This is a genomic window from Paraburkholderia translucens (assembly GCF_020881035.1).
GTDB classification, from domain to species: domain Bacteria; phylum Pseudomonadota; class Gammaproteobacteria; order Burkholderiales; family Burkholderiaceae; genus Paraburkholderia; species Paraburkholderia translucens.
In genome coordinates, this window is the sequence record NZ_JAJITC010000027.1 from 23,415 (window position 1) to 39,167 (window position 15,753).

At 60.0% G+C, this 15,753-nt stretch carries 14 protein-coding genes and 3 pseudogenes; 11 read left to right on the plus strand and 6 right to left on the minus strand.

Annotation, left to right across the window (positions count from 1 at the left end):
- Nucleotides 1-253 precede the first annotated feature (253 nt).
- From LJ655_RS28850 to LJ655_RS28865, 4 genes are read left to right on the plus strand one after another with little or no spacing between them, the layout of a single operon-like run.
- Nucleotides 254-1,309: an ABC transporter ATP-binding protein gene (locus LJ655_RS28850; protein ID WP_230564567.1), complete on the plus strand. Its 1,056-nt coding sequence runs from the start codon at nt 254-256 to the stop codon at nt 1,307-1,309.
- A 38-nt stretch (nt 1,310-1,347) separates the two neighbouring features.
- Nucleotides 1,348-2,637 carry an ABC transporter substrate-binding protein gene (locus tag LJ655_RS28855; RefSeq protein WP_230564568.1) on the plus strand — a complete coding sequence of 430 codons (1,290 nt, stop codon included), beginning with the start codon at nt 1,348-1,350 and terminating at the stop codon, nt 2,635-2,637.
- 16 nt (nt 2,638-2,653) lie between these two features.
- Nucleotides 2,654-3,568 (plus strand): ABC transporter permease, encoded by a 915-nt coding sequence (locus LJ655_RS28860; RefSeq protein WP_230564569.1) that lies wholly within the window; start codon nt 2,654-2,656, stop codon nt 3,566-3,568.
- Nucleotide 3,569: 1 nt separating this feature from the next.
- Nucleotides 3,570-4,466 carry an ABC transporter permease gene (locus LJ655_RS28865; protein ID WP_230564570.1) on the plus strand — a complete coding sequence of 299 codons (897 nt, stop codon included), beginning with the start codon at nt 3,570-3,572 and terminating at the stop codon, nt 4,464-4,466.
- Nucleotides 4,467-4,472: 6 nt separating this feature from the next.
- On the opposite strand, the gene LJ655_RS28870 is transcribed toward LJ655_RS28865, so the two are convergent.
- The gene (locus LJ655_RS28870; RefSeq protein ID WP_230564571.1) at nt 4,473-4,988 is read right to left on the minus strand and encodes a TetR/AcrR family transcriptional regulator; all 516 of its coding nucleotides are present in this window, start codon (nt 4,986-4,988) and stop codon (nt 4,473-4,475) included.
- A gap of 83 nt (nt 4,989-5,071) precedes the next feature.
- On the opposite strand from LJ655_RS28870, the gene LJ655_RS28875 reads away from it, so the two are divergent.
- From LJ655_RS28875 to hpxZ, 3 genes are read left to right on the plus strand one after another with little or no spacing between them, the layout of a single operon-like run.
- The gene (locus tag LJ655_RS28875) at nt 5,072-5,263 is read left to right on the plus strand and encodes an AtzG-like protein (RefSeq protein ID WP_230564572.1); all 192 of its coding nucleotides are present in this window, start codon (nt 5,072-5,074) and stop codon (nt 5,261-5,263) included.
- Nucleotides 5,260-6,684: an AtzE family amidohydrolase gene (locus LJ655_RS28880; protein ID WP_230564573.1), complete on the plus strand. Its 1,425-nt coding sequence runs from the start codon at nt 5,260-5,262 to the stop codon at nt 6,682-6,684. Before LJ655_RS28875 ends, LJ655_RS28880 begins: the two co-directional genes overlap by 4 nt.
- A complete protein-coding gene (gene hpxZ / locus LJ655_RS28885) occupies nt 6,681-7,061 on the plus strand; it encodes an oxalurate catabolism protein HpxZ (protein WP_230564574.1) in 381 nt (126 codons plus the stop codon). Before LJ655_RS28880 ends, hpxZ begins: the two co-directional genes overlap by 4 nt.
- A 397-nt stretch (nt 7,062-7,458) precedes the next feature.
- Here hpxZ and LJ655_RS30450 read toward each other — a convergent pair.
- Both LJ655_RS30450 and LJ655_RS28895 read right to left on the minus strand, forming a co-directional pair.
- Nucleotides 7,459-7,578 (minus strand): annotated as a pseudogene (locus LJ655_RS30450) (IS6 family transposase); the annotation flags it as partial.
- A gap of 51 nt (nt 7,579-7,629) precedes the next feature.
- A complete protein-coding gene (locus LJ655_RS28895; RefSeq protein WP_230564575.1) occupies nt 7,630-7,968 on the minus strand; it encodes an oxidoreductase C-terminal domain-containing protein in 339 nt (112 codons plus the stop codon).
- 269 nt (nt 7,969-8,237) lie between these two features.
- On the opposite strand from LJ655_RS28895, the gene LJ655_RS28900 reads away from it, so the two are divergent.
- From LJ655_RS28900 to LJ655_RS28910, 3 genes are all read left to right on the plus strand, one after another.
- Nucleotides 8,238-9,716, plus strand: coding sequence for a hypothetical protein (locus LJ655_RS28900; protein WP_230564576.1), 1,479 nt, complete (start codon nt 8,238-8,240; stop codon nt 9,714-9,716).
- 979 nt (nt 9,717-10,695) lie between these two features.
- The gene (locus tag LJ655_RS28905; RefSeq protein WP_230564577.1) at nt 10,696-11,367 is read left to right on the plus strand and encodes a hypothetical protein; all 672 of its coding nucleotides are present in this window, start codon (nt 10,696-10,698) and stop codon (nt 11,365-11,367) included.
- A gap of 227 nt (nt 11,368-11,594) precedes the next feature.
- Nucleotides 11,595-12,827, plus strand: coding sequence for a helix-turn-helix transcriptional regulator (locus LJ655_RS28910; protein WP_230564578.1), 1,233 nt, complete (start codon nt 11,595-11,597; stop codon nt 12,825-12,827).
- A gap of 313 nt (nt 12,828-13,140) precedes the next feature.
- Here LJ655_RS28910 and LJ655_RS28915 read toward each other — a convergent pair whose 3' ends face one another.
- Entirely contained in the window at nt 13,141-13,995 is an 855-nt protein-coding gene (locus tag LJ655_RS28915) for a LysR substrate-binding domain-containing protein (RefSeq protein WP_230564579.1), read from the minus strand.
- A gap of 106 nt (nt 13,996-14,101) precedes the next feature.
- On the opposite strand from LJ655_RS28915, the gene LJ655_RS28920 reads away from it, so the two are divergent.
- A complete protein-coding gene (locus LJ655_RS28920; protein WP_230564580.1) occupies nt 14,102-14,806 on the plus strand; it encodes a haloacid dehalogenase type II in 705 nt (234 codons plus the stop codon).
- A 255-nt stretch (nt 14,807-15,061) separates the two neighbouring features.
- On the opposite strand, the pseudogene LJ655_RS28925 reads toward LJ655_RS28920, so the two are convergent.
- Nucleotides 15,062-15,517, minus strand: a pseudogene (locus LJ655_RS28925) (phosphoenolpyruvate carboxylase); the annotation flags it as partial.
- Nucleotides 15,518-15,617: 100 nt separating this feature from the next.
- Nucleotides 15,618-15,753 (minus strand): annotated as a pseudogene (locus tag LJ655_RS28930) (ABC transporter ATP-binding protein); the annotation flags it as partial.

Below are 15,753 nucleotides of genomic sequence, written 5' to 3' on the forward strand. Positions count from 1 at the left end.
AGTTTGGTCAGGTCATGCCCCAAAGCGGGCGTTATCCGCACCTCGATCGCACACACGTGACATACGCAATCGCCGACGATCGTGGCACGAGATCGTGTGCAATAAGCAGGCCAATTCGTCGACACGCGCTCGTGAGCGCGCGTTGCAGCCTCCGTGACCAGATCCCACGGCTGTCCTTCGGAACACCAATGGCATATGTCTTGCAACGGCTTACCCGCAAATTCCTCAGCGTCTTCACACAGGACAGGCCTTCATGGTTCAACCGCGCTCCACCCTGGCCCACGCGAGCCCGGCCGACATCGAACTCGTGCATGTTTCGAAGCGCTATGGTGATGCGCTCGCCGTCGATTCCATCGACCTACGCATTCCTGGCGGCGCGTACTGCTGTCTGCTCGGGCCGTCCGGCTGCGGCAAAACCTCGACGCTGCGCATGATCGCGGGCCACGAATGGGTCTCCGAAGGCGACGTCCTGATCGCCGGGCGCAACGTCACGCTCGAACAGCCCGCCGCGCGCGGCACCGCGATGGTCTTCCAGAGCTACGCGCTTTTTCCGCATCTCTCGGCGCTCGACAACGTCGCGTTCAGCCTCAAGGTGCGTGGTGTCGCCAGGGACATGCGTCGAAAGCGCGCGGGCGAACTGCTTGAACTCGTCGCGATGTCGGCTTATGGGGAGCGCAAGCCCGCGCAACTCTCCGGCGGCCAGCAGCAGCGCGTCGCGCTCGCGCGCGCGCTGCTCAACGAACCGCGCTGCCTGCTTCTCGATGAGCCGCTCTCTGCCCTCGATCCCTTCCTGCGCGTGCAGATGCGCGCCGAGCTCAAGCGCTGGCAGAAGGAACTCGGCATCACCTTCGTGCACGTCACGCATTCGCAGGAAGAAGCGATGGCGCTCGCGGATCTGGTCGTCGTCATGAGTCATGGCCATATCGAACAGAGCGACACGCCGTTCGAAGTCTTCAATCGTCCGCGCACGGAATTCGTCGCGCGCTTTCTCGGCGGTCACAACGTCTTGGGAAAGAACGGGCGGCTCTTCACCGTGCGCGCGGACCATCTGCGCATCGCGCCACACGGCGTCGCGCCCGGGACGAGCGCGGGTGGCAACGGACTCTCGCGCATCGGCGGCCTTGCATGCACGGTGCGCGAAGCCGAGTATCAGGGCACTCATCTGCGCATGACGCTCGATCCGCTCGACGGTTCGCCCGAACTCGTTTCCCTGATCAGCGACGCCGACTACGACCCCCAACGCGCCGGTCCCGGCGCGCGCGTGACGGTGTGGTGGGACGAGCAGAACGCCCATCCGCTTGCCGCCTGAACATCGATATTCATCGCTTCAAATTCGAGGAGAGTCCAATGAAAAACGAAAACACCAAGGCAGGTGAAGAGGCATTGGCAAACAGGGGCCTTTCACGCCGCACCTTCATCAAGGGCGCGGTGGCGGCAGCCGGCATCGCCGGCTTTCCCTACGTCCGTGCACAGGAAAAGATCACGCTGCGCTATCTCGGCACCGCGGTCAACCAGAGCGCGGAGATCGCGAAGAAGTTCAAGGAAGACACGGGCATCGAGATTCAATACATTCCCGTCACGACCGACGACGTGACCAAACGCATCATCACCCAGCCCAACTCCTTCGACATCGTCGACACTGAATACTTCTCGCTCAAAAAGCTGATTCCCGCCGGCACGCTCGCGGGCATGGACACGAAGCGCATCAAGCTCGCCGACAGGATTACGCCCGTGCTGACGAAAGGCGAGGTCAACGGCAAGAAGATCGGAGATCAGGGCACCGCGCCGAAGAAAGTCATGTTCCTGAAGGACGCGCGCTCGACCGAGTTCAGCGCGACGCCGACTGAATGGATGACGCTGATTCCGACGACATACAACGCCGACACGCTCGGCATTCGCCCGGATCTCATCCCACGCCCGGTGACGACATGGGCGGATCTGCTGAATCCTCAGTTCAAGGGCAAGGCGGCACTGCTGAACATTCCGGCCATCGGCATCATGGACGCGGCGATGGCGATCGAAGCGATGGGCCAGGTGAAGTACGGCGACAAGGGCAACATGACAAAGGCCGAGATCGACCAGACCATCAAGGTGCTGATCGAGGCGAAGCGTGCCGGGCAGTTCCGCGCCTTCTGGCGCGACTTCAACGAGAGCGTGAACCTGATGGCCTCGGGCGAAGTCGTGATCCAGTCCATGTGGTCGCCGGCTGTCACCAAGGTTCGCACGATGGGTATCGCCTGCAAGTTCCAGCCGCTCAAGGAGGGATATCGCTCCTGGGCGTCGGGCTTCGGCTTCCCGCGCTCGCTGCAGGGCAAGAAACTCGACGCGGCGTATGAATTCGTCAACTGGTTCCAGGACGGATGGGCCGGTGCCTATTTGATGCGCCAAGGCTATTACCCGGGTGTGACGGAAACCGCGAAGGCGCACATGCAGGCCTACGAGTGGGACTACTGGATGGAAGGCAAACCCGCCGCGCAGGACATCAAGGCGCCCGACGGCCAGTTGCTCGAGAAGGTCGGCGCCGTACGCGACGGCGGCTCGTACAACCAGCGCATGGGCGCGATCGCCTGCTGGAACGCGGTGATGGATGAGAACATCTATATGGTCCAGAAGTGGAACGAATTCATCGCTGCATGAAGGAACATGCCTGACAATGGCTTCCGTCGACCATCTCCAGCAAGCGAAGACAATGCCGGTGCGCCACCGGAGCGTGAGCGGATGGCTGCAAGCTACGCCGCTCACGCTGATATTCGCGCTGTTCTTCATCGTGCCGCTCGTGATCACGCTGATCGTGAGCTTCTGGGATTTCAACGAATACCAGATCATTCCGGCGTTCACGCTGAAGAACTATGCAGCGATATTCGACGGCTGCGGCTCCTTCACCGATGTCTGCGTTACCTTCAAGACGTACTGGTCGACATTGAAGTTCTGCGCGATCGTCTGGGCCGTGACGCTGCTGCTCGGATTCACGATCGCGTACTTTCTCGCCTTTCATGTGCGCACGACCGCGATGCAGACCGTGCTATTCCTGGTCTGCACGATTCCGTTCTGGACCTCGAACGTGATCCGTATGATCTCGTGGATCCCGCTGCTCGGCCGCAACGGGCTCGTGAACCAGGCGCTGATGTCAACGCATCTCGTCGAGCGTCCAGTCGAATGGCTGCTGTATTCGAACTTCTCCGTGGTCCTCGCGTTCGTGCATCTCTATACGTTCTTCATGATCGTACCGATCTTCAATGCGATGATGCGCATCGACCGTTCGCTGCTCGATGCCGCGCGCGACGGCGGCGCGAGCGGCTGGCAGGTGATCCGCGACGTGGTGCTGCCGTTGTCGAAGACGGGCATCGTGATCGGCTCGATCTTCGTCGTCACCATCGTCATGGGTGACTTCCTCACCGTCGGCGTGATGGGCGGGCAGCAGATCGCCTCGGTGGGCAAGATCATCCAGGTGCAGACGAGCTACCTGCAGTTTCCGGCCGCGGCGGCCAACGCGGTCATTCTGCTCGCCGTCGTGCTGATGCTCGTGTGGGCGCTGACGCGCGTCGTCGATATCAGAAAGGAGCTGTGACATGGGCGGCACATTTGCGCATCGCGAGCATCGGCCAGCGAGCTTTTACTGGCTCGCACTCGTCTTCGGGCTGTTCGTGCTGTTTCTCTACGGCCCCGTCATCACGATTTTCATTCTGTCGTTTCAAGGCGCCGAAGGCGGTCTCACGTTTCCGATACATGGCGCATCGCTGCACTGGTTCGCAGCGTTGCGCGACGGAGTCGGCGATATCGACATCTGGGCCGCGTTCGGCCGCTCCGTGAGGCTGGCGCTCGCGGTAACCGTGCTGACCACGGTGTTCTCCGTGATGGCCGGCCTCGCGTTCAGACGGCGCTTTCGCGGCGATACCGCCGTGTTCTACGTGTCGGTCGCCAGCCTCATCATGCCGTCGATCATCGTCTCGCTCGGTATTGGCCTGACCTTTCGCCTGCTGGACACGCTCATCAAGTATCTGGCGAACGAATGGGGGTTCCAGTCGTTTGCGGACAACTGGGCCACCTCGATGGGCCTCTTCACCTCGGCGCTCGGGGCACATCTCACGTGGACCCTGCCGTTTGGCCTGCTCGTGATGTTCGCCGTATTCAATCGCTTCAATCCCGCCTACGAAGAGGCCGCGCGCGATCTCGGCGCGTCGCCGTGGCAGTCGTTCAAGCATGTGGTGCTGCCGATCATCGGGCCTTCCGTAATCGGCGTCGGCATGTTCGGCTTCACGCTCTCCTGGGATGAGATCGCGCGCACGTCGCAAGCCATCGGCGATCAGAACACGCTCCCGCTCGAATTGCAGGGCCTGACGACCTCGGTCACGACGCCCGTGATCTACGCGCTCGGCACGATGACCACGCTGATGTCGCTCGTGGTGACGGTTGGCGGCCTGCTGATCGCCGGATCGATCGCGAAGAGACGAAAAACGGTTGACTGAGGGCGCTCATGTCAGCTCGAGCACGCGCTCTCCGGCGAGAAAGGCGCGCACGAGCTCATGCGTCTGCGCCGTGCGATCGGTCTGCCACGACGGTGCGAGCATGTCGGTACCAAAGGTTCGCGAGAGCGCGTACGCATTCGACCTGTGGAAATACGCGAGGCTCACGAGCGTCACGTACAGATGCAGCGGGTCGATTCCCTGACGCAGCGTACCCGCCGCCTCTCCACGCCGGATCAAGGTACGAAGCTTGTCGAGCACCGGCGAGGACAGCGCCTGAATCACTTTCGACTTCTTCAGCGCTCGCGCCCGGTTCAGGTTCTCCCACGAAAGCAGGCAAAGCAGTTCCGGATGCGCGGCGAAGTGTCCTTCTGTAAAGTCGTAGAGCTGAAGAATGCCGGCGGAGGGATCGACCGTGTGCACATCGAGCGTCACCGCGAGCTCCGCTTCGCGCAGCCGCGCAAGCACATGTTCCGGCACTTCCACGTAGAGCGCTTCCTTGCCGCCGAAGTAGTGATAGATCATCCGGATGTTCACCTGCGCGGGAGTCGCATGGTCTCGACGCTCGTACTTGAACTCTTTCCCAACCTTTCGTGAGCCTGGCCGCCATGTCTCCCCCCTGCAACAAAGCGCTCGACGCCTATGCGGACGCCGCGCTTGCACTGATTTTCCCTGCGCTTCCCGTAGAAGCCGCCGCGCGCGCCAAGGTGCAATTCGTCCGCATCGCGCAGCTCGCTGCGCCCGTGCTCGCCTACCCCGTCGATACGAGCGACGAACCTGCACCGGTGTATCGCCCATGACCGCACATCACGCCTTGCCGTGTGGCGCGCTCGGCATCGCCCGCGCCTACGCCGATGGTGCATTTAGCGCGCGCGAGCTGATCGAAGCGACGCTCGCCCGCATCGACGCGTACGATGCGCAGGTCAATGCGTTCACCGCGATCACACGCGACCGGGCGCTTGCTGCAGCGGATGCGCTCGATGCACGCCGCGCGCGCGGCGGCGCGTTGCCCCCGCTCGCGGGCGTGCCATTCGCCGCGAAGAATCACTTCAATATAGAAGGCATCTCGACCCTGGCCGGTTCGCGCGTACTCGCCGGCGCACCGCCCGCCACGCAGGACGCAACACTCGTGAAGCGCCTCACCGCGCAGGGCGCGATTCTCACCGGCGCGCTCAACATGGACGAGTTCGCATACGGCTTCACAACCGAGAACCATCATGCCGGGCCGTGCCGCAATCCGCACGATCTGACGCGTTCCGCAGGCGGATCGTCGGGCGGCAGCGCGGCGGCGGTCGCGGCGGGTTTCGTGCCGGTCACGCTCGGCACGGACACGAATGGCTCGGTGCGCGTGCCAGCGTCGCTGTGCGGCGTTTTTGGCGTGAAGCCGACGTTTGGACGCCTATCGCGATACGGCACTTATCCGTTCGTCGCGAGTCTGGATCACATGGGCGCATTCGCGCGCAGCGCCGAGGATCTCACGGCGATCTACGATGCGTTGCAGTTCGCCGATCCACTCGACCCCGCATGCGCGCAGCGCGCTTTCGAATCCGCGAATACGAAGCCCGGCGCATTGCGGGTTGCGCGCCTCGGCGGCTATTTCGACGAACACGCGAACGACGACGCGCGTGATGCATCGCATACCGCGGCCGCAGCGCTGGATGCTACACGCACGATCGAGTATCCGGCTGCCGATGCGGCGCGCGGTGCGGCGTTTCTCATCACGGCGGCGGAAGGCGGCCAGTTGCACATGGAAAACTTGCGCTCGCACTATGACGATCGCGAACCTCTGTCGCGCGATCGCCTCATCGCTGGCGCACTCCTACCCGCCGCATGGCTCGTCCAGGCGCAGCGCGTCCGTGCAGCGTTGCGGCGGCGTGTGCTCGAACTCTTCGAGCACTACGATGTGCTGATTGCGCCCGCAACGCCAGTGGTTGCACCGCACGTCGGCGACGAGTTCATGGAGATCAACGGCGAGCGGCTCGCGGTGCGGCCCAACCTCGGCTTGCTGACACAGCCCGTGTCGTGCCTCGGCCTGCCGGTCGTTGCGGCACCCATGCGCACGAAAAACGGCTTGCCGATCGCCGTGCAGCTGATCGCGCCGCCCTGGCGCGAAGATCTCGCGTTCGAGGCGGCGCGCCGGCTCGAAGCGGAGAGCGTCGCATATTGCCCGCCTCCGCCATCGTTCGATGAGGCGCATCTGGCGTCGGGAGCGGATGCATGAACGCGATCAACCGTCCCGATGTGCTCGCCGAAGTCGATGCGGTCTTTGATGCCTACGAGCAGGCTCTCGTCACCAACGACGTCGCCGTGCTCGACAGACTCTTCTTCGATTCTCCGAACACGCTCCGCTACGGTACGACGGAAAACCTTTACGGCTACGAGGCGATCCGCACGTTTCGCGCCGCGCGGACCGGCAAGGGCCTCGCACGCACGATGACGGCGCGCGTCGTCACGACCTATGGCGACTCGTTCGCCGTGACCAATATCGAGTTTCGGCGCGAAGGCGATTCGCGCATCGGCAGGCAGAGTCAGACATGGGTGAGGATGCCTGATGGATGGCGCGTGGTGAGCGCGCATGTTAGTTGGATGGAGGCTTGAAATTCACCTTGTCGCGCCTTATGGCATGTCCGGCAGGCGCGGCAACAACGACGCGGCGATGCCGGTACGATCTGCCGTCCTCACTCGCAGGAGCCCGCTAGCGGAGTCCACCGTGGCCCGTCCACCGGCTGTCACCCCCGATGAAAGCCGCGCCACCTTCCCGGCCACTACTTCGATACGATCCGTGCCGCGGGCATTGTCACGTTGGCTCGTCGACGACGCAAAGATCGCAGAGGACGCGTGTTCGCTCAAGAGGCTGACGGATTTTGGGTGAGCTCGGTGACACGATGCCATTTGGCAAAGCGCTCAGCTTGCTGTTTTCGGTAGAGCGAAGCACGCAGCAGGTGTCGCTTGAGCGCGAAGAGCCGCCGGGTCGGGCCGAAGCTTGAAAGGAACGCCATAGCAGCTTTGCGATGTCGCGCAGGCTCAACCGAAACCTGAAGTACCAGCGCACCGCGGAACTGATGACGACTGCCGGAAAGCGATGGCCGTGATCGAGTGATTTCGTCTTTTGCATCACGGCATGTTACGCGACCCGCTCAACAACGTGACAACGCCGAGCAGGGCCTTATTGCGACACTGCCGGTCTGGGTCCCGGCCACCGCGTCAGACCGCTTTGACGAGCGCGCAACGCCTGGCTGGGATCTCGCAGCACCTCTTGTGGAACCTTCGCGCGCCGATCAACCAGCTCCCGTGCGCTGCGCACATCGCGGCCCAGATTGACGGTGAGCGCGCCAATCAGCGCCCCTTGCTCGTCGAGGCCAAACAGTACGCAAGGCGGCGTATCGAGTTGGCCGCGCACGATCCAGTTCGGCGCCGACATGTCGCCGACGAACTGCACGTTGAACCCGCACTGGTCCGTCCAGAACCATGGCGCTGCCTGCGCGTCGGGCGAAAGGCCGAGCATGGAGCGTGCTGCCGCAATGCCCTGATTCTGTGCGTTCTCCCACGTCTCACGACGTGGATGGCGCCATAGAGTCCAGCCTACCTCGGCTAGGCTCGAAACAGGACTTAAACCGCTGGTTAAGCGCGCCACTTCAGCTTACTGCGCAGCGAGACGAAGCCCTCGCTTTTTTGGGGGCCTTCATTCATTTGAATGATGCGATGGCCTTAACTGCCGTTCGATACTGCTCCCACGGAAAGCTCGTCGTCTCGTATCCGCAAGGGAGGCAGAAAATGAAAGTCCGACGTGTGAAGGCTCCGTCGACCATTAAAAGGGCGACCTCGCTGGCAGTCATGTCCTTTTCAATTCTTGTCGCGGCGTGTGGCGGTGGCGGCAATGATAGTGGTCCAAGTGCGCCAGCCACAAACCAGACTGGCTCCCAAGGGACCACAGGGACTTCCGGCGGCACATCAACCAATGCCCAGGCGCCTGTCATCGGTACGCAACCTTCCAACAGCACCACCGCTGTTGACTCTTCAGCAAGCTTCTCCGTCACAGCCAGCGGCGCAGGCCCGCTGTCGTATCAGTGGCGACGCAACGGCGTCGCAATAGACGGCGCAACGTCCGCCTCGTACACAACGCCAGCACTTGCCGTGGCCGACGGAGATTCGAAATACGATGTCGTGGTCAGCGGCCCCGGCGGGAGCGTCACGAGTTCTCAGGCGTCCGTAAGCGTCTCGCTTCATAGTGGCATGAACCGGTTGATCGGCCAGCAGAAAACCGCGGGAGCGAGCGACGGCGACAGTGCCAGCGCGCTGTTCAACGCACCGGCCGGAACCGTTACCGACATCAACGGGAACATCTTCGTGGCCGACGCAGGTAACTTCACCATCCGAAAGATCGACCCTACATACGCGGTGACAACGCTTGCTGGCAAACCCGGCGTGAGCGGGTTTCAGGACGGTACAGGACAAGGTGCTCTATTCGGAGGAACAGGAGAGTGGATCGACGGCCATCTACTCTCTTTGGGGAACGTACCGGTTGCGAGTGCTGATCGTACCGTGCGAGCGCCACAAAAGCTCTCGGTAGACACGGATCAGAACATTCTGTTGGCCGACGCTGCACACAATGTGCTTCGCAAGGTCACACAGGCGGGTGTTGTAACAACCTTCGCCGGTACGCCGAATACGCCGGGCACCGGCGACGGCCCAACCTCCACTGCGCTACTCAATTTGCCACTGGACGTTGCGGCCGACGGCGCAGCCACGACTTATTTTGTGGACGTCGTGTTGCCCCCACCAACACTCGAAAATTACAGCATCCGCAAAGTGACCTCTTCCGCCCAGGGCCGGACCGTATCGAGAGCATGGACGAGCATGGTAGACGAGCCCATTTTGGACATCTCGGTCCATAACGGGACGCTCTATTTCATTTCAGGAGCGTCCGTGTCTCCCAAGTCAACGAATGGCCTGTACAAGCTCAATTCGGATGGCACTGCGACCATGATCGCGGGTGACACAGGCAGCCCTGTACCGACCCTGCCTGGGGCTCCCAGTTTTCTCGCGGCCGGAAACGACGGGATGCTCTATGTGGTGGAGAGCCCCCTTACGAAAATCTATCGCGTGAATCCGAACGGCACGGTGACCCTGCTGTTTGACTACTCGGCCACGGGCCTATCGGGAGTTCTTCGCGGGATGTCGGTTACCGCTGACGACAAGAATCTCCTGCTGACCATCGATAACGCGCTTTTCCTGTTGCCCCTGACGAACTAGACGGTCGCCGGCTGTAGAAGGCTGAACCGCCAGCGATCCCAATTCGATGGAACCACAACGGAGCTAGTACATGAAAACCGTCACTATGCTGTGCCGCGCATTGCGCGGTTGGTCAGCTATGGGGCATATGAGGCTAGTCGTGTCGCTTGCGGCCTTGTGCATGCTCGGGCTGTTGTCGGCGTGTGGAGGCAGCGGCGGCGGTGATCCGAGCGCATCGTCGAGCGCGCAGGCGTGCAACGTGAAGGGCCCGACGTGTACGGTGTCGGCATCGCCTCCGGGCACCCAGGATGCGCCGGTCGCGCCCGGAACGAAGATCACTTTGTCGGCGTCCTGTGACGCTTCGCTTACGCAGGCCGACTGGTTCACAAATGGAAAAACGTTCGCGAATGGCAATAGTGCAATCGTGGCACCCAACGTCTCAACGAGCTACGGATTTGAGTACGGAAACTGCGCGGGCAGCAATCACACTGGCTTGGACGTGCTTGTCGCCGCAACCGGAGGTGGCGCCAATGCATCAACTGCTCCAGGCGCAACGGGAGCAGGTACGGGTGCGGTAAGCGTTGCGCCATCGAACCATGGTCAACCAGCACTGCAGTGCATTTCAACCCAGGCTAACTCGTCGGGTGGCACCGACTTTGTGAACTTGTGCAACGTTAATGTCACGATAAGTTGGTGCACACTGTATAACGATTGGACCAATTCGCAGTGTAAAGCTCGTGCGGACTCAACAAGTCCCACTGGCTATTACTACGATACCAATGCCGATACGCTTGCAACCGGTGCAATAAGCCTCGTCCTTGGCGGGTCTGTGCCCAACCAGACTGTCTGGTTCATGGCTTGCGCAAACTCCGCCCTCCCGTTTCTCACAGGCTTTAACACCTCGCAACTGGGGGCAAATTCTATTGGACAAGGCGTCTGCCATTGAGCGTTCTAGTGACTGCGGAGCAATGTGCGGAAGAACTCCTTTGGAGGTGCCAGAATGAGAAAATTCACAAACCATTTCTTATTGATTGCAATGCTTTCTGGCTGCACGACCATGAAAGCGTTTCAATCTGCTGGAGACGAATTTAGTCAAGGAAATGTTGGACTCGGGATTTGGGAGGTTGTCTCATCTCCGATCGCCATGATTTACGACGTCGCAACGCTCGGTGGCGCATTGAGCACGCCTTCCTCCGCCTCGAGCAGTGATAATTCGGGCGGGTCAATTGCAGCAACGACTGGAGCCGGCGGGAGCGCTGGTGTCACGATGTTATCGGCAAAAGATGCTGATTTGGCCGATTTGGGTTCGAGAAAAAGCAATGTAATAACCTCGAAGAATTCGAATGAATGCGTTTCCCTGGTCTCACGCCATAGGGAGCAGTTAACTGTGGTTAATCGTTGCTCATTTAATATCAACGTATTCGTATGTGAGGTAACGAATTCGACGGGTAACGGAAGTTGCGGGAACGACTCGGTGAATTCTATTGTTATGAACCACGTCCCGCCTGGAGACGACGGTGGTCGCATGTACGGCAATTCACTGCTTTGGAAAGGAGGACAAATGCGGACGTTCGCATGCAAAGATGTTGTGGCGAAAAACGGATTTTTCTTCGCACCTCTTGTAACCAGGTGGGACGGGAATCAGTTTTCGGCGATATGTGCAGCTGGTTGAGATGGCCTCCGGCGTCACAGTAGACATCGGTCCATAGCAGTTGAATCCAGACGCGCTTCACTGCCGAGCGCGGCATCGAAGGGACGGGCTGCTAGGTGGGCTGGTCCTTAGGCAGACGTCCGAAGGAAGTGTGCGCTGGGGCACGCAAGGCCTTTTGAACCGCAATTACACTTCGGTAAGACGATGAAAGCGTTTTGGGCGGCATTGGAGCCACGCTGAAAGTCTACATGTCATTCGGGAAAACCATCGCGCGGCGTCAGCACTCACATGGCTTTCTAGATGTCAACAAGAACAGGGACATCGTCGTGGTGCACAAGGATGAGCTCATCGGGGATCTCTATGAAGCCGCTCTGACTCAGGACGGCTTTTTTGAGACTATTCAGCGAGTGGCTGAATGGGTCGAGGCTGACATGTTTCACATGTACAGCATCGATGCCATCAGCAATTCCCCGCGCTTTTCGTACTACACGCCAACGGCGACCACGTTCGACGGGATGATAGCGCGGTACGTCGAGTACTACCGGGGGCTCGATCCACGTGTGGACCTTGTCAACTGCCAGCCCGCCAATACCTGGTTTGCCTGTCAGGACCACTTCAATGACCGTTACGTTTCCCGGAGCGAGTTTTTCCAGGATTTCCTGATTCCAAACGGACTGCGTTACATGTTCGGGACGCGTATCGCTTCCGCGGGAGGTAGTGACGTGCTGGTCGCGCTCGTGCGCGCGGCTGGACGCGCGTCTTTTACAGATCGCAATAGAGCGGATTTCACGTCGATAAGCGGGCACATGCAGCGAGCCATCAGATGCTGGCAGGGTGCCGTTGAATTGCATCACAGTGCGGCGGTCGGTGCGGAAATGTCTGCGCTGTTAAGCATTGCTGCCATTGTCCTGGACCGACAGCTGCGAGCGGTGTCGGTGAACCCGGAGGCCGAGACCATGCTCCGGGCAACTGCCAGTCTCAAACTCAGGGGCGACCGCCTGGTCGCGACGTCTTCGAGCGTAAATGACGCACTTCAGGCGGCCTTTGGGCGCGTGGCGAAATCGGGGCATGGCGAGACGCTTGCCATTACCGATCGGGCGAATGGTAACTACGACTTGTTTCTGAGCATCAATGCGTTGCCGAGTTCCTCGGGAGTTGCACGCACTGTCGGTCCGGGGCTGCTGGTTATGGCGCGTCGAAAAGGGAGCAGTCGCCTGGTTACGGCGATCCAGTTGCGCCAGGCGTTCGACCTGAGCGCGGCCGAAGCAGCGGCGGCGGAAGCGCTGATCGACGGCGCCTCGCCGGACGAGTATGCGCAGAAAAATGGGGTGAGTATCGCGACGGTAAGAACACAGCTGCGCGCGATTTATGAGAAGACCGGTACCCGAACTCAGGCTGAGGCCGTGGGGTTGATGCTGTGGGTGCTGACCCAACGCCCCCAAGCGAGGTATGAGCCATGCAAAGCCTCACATGGTAAGTGATAGGAATTTATCTACTTTTGCTTGCTCCCCATCCGCCAGATTCCGAAACAAGGTTTCGGCTGCATCAAACCGCTTCGTTAGCAGAATGGAGCAAAAGGCAGCTGCACCTCGAAAGCGGCCTTTGGTTCCAGACAACGCCGAGGTCCGCTTCGTGTCGAGAGTGTTAGTTCGCTGATGCGGGAAACTGGCGTGCCGCTGCTCGACCCCGCCAACGTCCGCAACCTGCCGCAACATTACTGCCGCTCGCTTTCCGGAGCGCCGTGCAAATGCCAACCACGACTCGCTTTGAAGCGGTTCCCAACGGTCAGCGGAATCATGCGCGTCTAACCTTCTGCATCAAAAAGTCGACCAGATCCTGCTGTACAGTGTCGAGCACGTCGCCTGTGCCGATCAGCGCGAGTTCTGTTGGTGGGAGTGCCGGCATGTCAGAGCATATTTGATGCTCGGGCGAAACCGCCGATTTAGGCAACACCGAGATAGCCAGCCCCGCGGCAACGGCAGCCTGAATCGCAGTTAGACTTTGGCTGCTGAATGCTATTCGCCACGCACGCTTAGCCTTGTCGAGGGTGCGAATCGCGCGCTTCCGATAGATGCAACCATCGGGGAAAAGCGCAAGCGCGAAGGGCTCCTCCGAATCCCGTTCCGGTAACACGACGTCCCGACCTCGCACCCAGACAAGGGCCTCTGGCCACGATGCGAAGCAGTCCCCGCTGCCAGGTTCACGTTTGACGAGGGCAATATCAATTTCGCCAGCAGAAAGCCTTTGTTGCAAAACTACGCTCATTCCCGCTAGCGTTTCAAGTCGCGCATCCGGACGGATCTTCAGAAAACCGGAAAGTAGCGCTGACATACGCCGCGCGTCGAAGTCTTCCGGAACTCCCAACCGCACAGGTGAAAGCTGCACATCTCGCCGAAGCGCCTCCTGCGCCTCTTGAGATAAAGCAAGCAATCTGCGCGCGTACTGCGTGAGCAGTACGCCATGCTCCGTGGGAGTCACATGGTTACCGGTGCGGTCTCGAAGAAGCAACGGTCGCCCGACGAATTCTTCAAGTTTGCGCACCTGCTGGCTCACTGTCGATTGCGTGCGATGTACACGTTCGCCCGCGCGAGTGAAACTGCGTTCATCAACGACGCAAATCAACGTCTTCAGCAGTTCAAGGTCAAACATGATTCGTTATTTACCTTTCCACTGAACATCAGAGATTTATTTAATTTCCAAATATATAGCATTCCGCTTATTCTGCAAACATCTTTTGTACGAAACGGAGTCAATGATGTCACTGAAGGGTACACGGCGGCCGAAATGGCTGACTTTTGACTGCTATGGCACGCTCATCCAATGGGACGAAGGTCTGCTTGCCGCGGTGCAAGAGATTCTGGGCAATCGTGGGGTGACTGAAGTCGAGGCGCCCAAGTTCATCGAGGTGTACGACCGGCATGAACATGCGCTTGAACAAATGCCACCGCATCGCTCCTTCCGGGAGATCTCGGGTCAAGGGTTACGTCTTGCGCTGAAGGAGTTTGGACTCGATGGCAGCGAAAAGGACACCACAGTGCTCACGTCGCGAATCTCTGCGATGCCGCCGTTTACCGAAGTCGTCAGCACACTAAGGGAACTCAAGGCGATGGGGTATCGCCTTTGCATTGTGTCAAATACTGACGACGATATCATTGCGGGCAACGTCGCACAGCTCGGCGGTTATATTGACCGTGTCGTAACCGCACAGCAGGCCGGAGCTTACAAGCCTGCACGACGATTGTTCGAGTACGCTCACGAACTACTCAATGTATCGAAGGACGATGTCGTGCATATCTGTGCCAGCCCGCATCTTGACCACGCCGCCGCACGAGACATCGGATTTCGGTGTGTCTGGATAGATCGAGGTACGGGTCGTAAGCTACTTTTGGATTACACACCTGATGCCACGCTAAAAACGCTGGACCAAGTGCCACAGCTGTTCGCAACCCTTGACTGGTAGTCGCTTCGCCGAATGGTGTGCGGCGGTGCCCCCATCGAGGAGCCGGTCGGAACTGGCATCTTCTCTTCGCAGTCGACCGCTAGCGTTGCCTCCGTCTCGCGTCTACATTTGTTGCGAAGGTTGAGCTACTTGGCAAGAAGCTACTCACGATCGAACAGGTAGATACCTCGTGGCCACAGGCCACGAAAGCCTCGCTTAGGCCATTAGTTGTCAAACGAAGCGGCGTTTCTCTATTTTGCCGGACCGGCGTTCTGTCTAATAAAATAGACCAGTATTCGTCACCCCGTGTTCTGCAACACGTGCCGCAATTTTGCTTATTGCCAGATGAATCCCGCGCCGCGCGCACGTTGTCGTCGCCAGCGCAATGACGCTTCAGCAATTCGACTTGAAGGTCATTCAACGGATCAAGATAGGGGAATTGGTTCTTGATCCAGCGCGCGAGTATTGGGTTATCCGCAAGCCGTTCCGGCTTGCCCCTGATCTCCGACAGCACATCGGACGTTCGCTGCCATTCCGCCATGATCCGCCCGAACACCTGTTTGCGCAGCCTTGTCGGTCAAGAGCGCGGCGTAGCGCGATGCGACCGCGCAGTCGGTCTTCGCCAGCACCATGTCCATGTTCGACAGCAGATTCGCGAAGAACGGCCACGTCTTGAGCGGACACGTCGAGCCAGCCTGTCACCGCGCTGCCGAAGCCGTACCAGCCCGTCAGCCTGACGAGTCGCCTTATTCAAGAGACCGTACCTCTTCGGCGCGCCTTGCTTCCTGCTCCATTGCTGTGTGCAGCATCGGCGGTTCGTACGTCGCTACGTCTACTCTCCTAGATACGCGGCCCGCACCTTCGGATCGTCGAGCATCTGTTTCGCGTCGCCCGACATCGTGATCAGACCGGAGTCCATCACGTAGCCGCGATTGGCCGCCTGCAGCGCGAGACGCGCGTTCTGCTCG

Excerpts from the sequence above, each read along its gene's own strand:
- LJ655_RS28850 (WP_230564567.1), top strand. The coding sequence starts at position 254 with ATGGTTCAACCGCGCTCCACCCTGGCCCACGCGAGCCCGGCCGACATC.
- LJ655_RS28855 (WP_230564568.1), top strand. The coding sequence starts at position 1,348 with ATGAAAAACGAAAACACCAAGGCAGGTGAAGAGGCATTGGCAAACAGG.
- LJ655_RS28860 (WP_230564569.1), top strand. The coding sequence starts at position 2,654 with ATGGCTTCCGTCGACCATCTCCAGCAAGCGAAGACAATGCCGGTGCGC.
- LJ655_RS28865 (WP_230564570.1), top strand. The coding sequence starts at position 3,570 with ATGGGCGGCACATTTGCGCATCGCGAGCATCGGCCAGCGAGCTTTTAC.
- LJ655_RS28870 (WP_230564571.1), bottom strand. The coding sequence starts at position 4,988 with ATGATCTATCACTACTTCGGCGGCAAGGAAGCGCTCTACGTGGAAGTG.
- LJ655_RS28875 (WP_230564572.1), top strand. The coding sequence starts at position 5,072 with ATGTCTCCCCCCTGCAACAAAGCGCTCGACGCCTATGCGGACGCCGCG.
- LJ655_RS28880 (WP_230564573.1), top strand. The coding sequence starts at position 5,260 with ATGACCGCACATCACGCCTTGCCGTGTGGCGCGCTCGGCATCGCCCGC.
- hpxZ (WP_230564574.1), top strand. The coding sequence starts at position 6,681 with ATGAACGCGATCAACCGTCCCGATGTGCTCGCCGAAGTCGATGCGGTC.
- LJ655_RS28895 (WP_230564575.1), bottom strand. The coding sequence starts at position 7,968 with ATGCTCGGCCTTTCGCCCGACGCGCAGGCAGCGCCATGGTTCTGGACG.
- LJ655_RS28900 (WP_230564576.1), top strand. The coding sequence starts at position 8,238 with ATGAAAGTCCGACGTGTGAAGGCTCCGTCGACCATTAAAAGGGCGACC.
- LJ655_RS28905 (WP_230564577.1), top strand. The coding sequence starts at position 10,696 with ATGAGAAAATTCACAAACCATTTCTTATTGATTGCAATGCTTTCTGGC.
- LJ655_RS28910 (WP_230564578.1), top strand. The coding sequence starts at position 11,595 with ATGTCATTCGGGAAAACCATCGCGCGGCGTCAGCACTCACATGGCTTT.
- LJ655_RS28915 (WP_230564579.1), bottom strand. The coding sequence starts at position 13,995 with ATGTTTGACCTTGAACTGCTGAAGACGTTGATTTGCGTCGTTGATGAA.
- LJ655_RS28920 (WP_230564580.1), top strand. The coding sequence starts at position 14,102 with ATGTCACTGAAGGGTACACGGCGGCCGAAATGGCTGACTTTTGACTGC.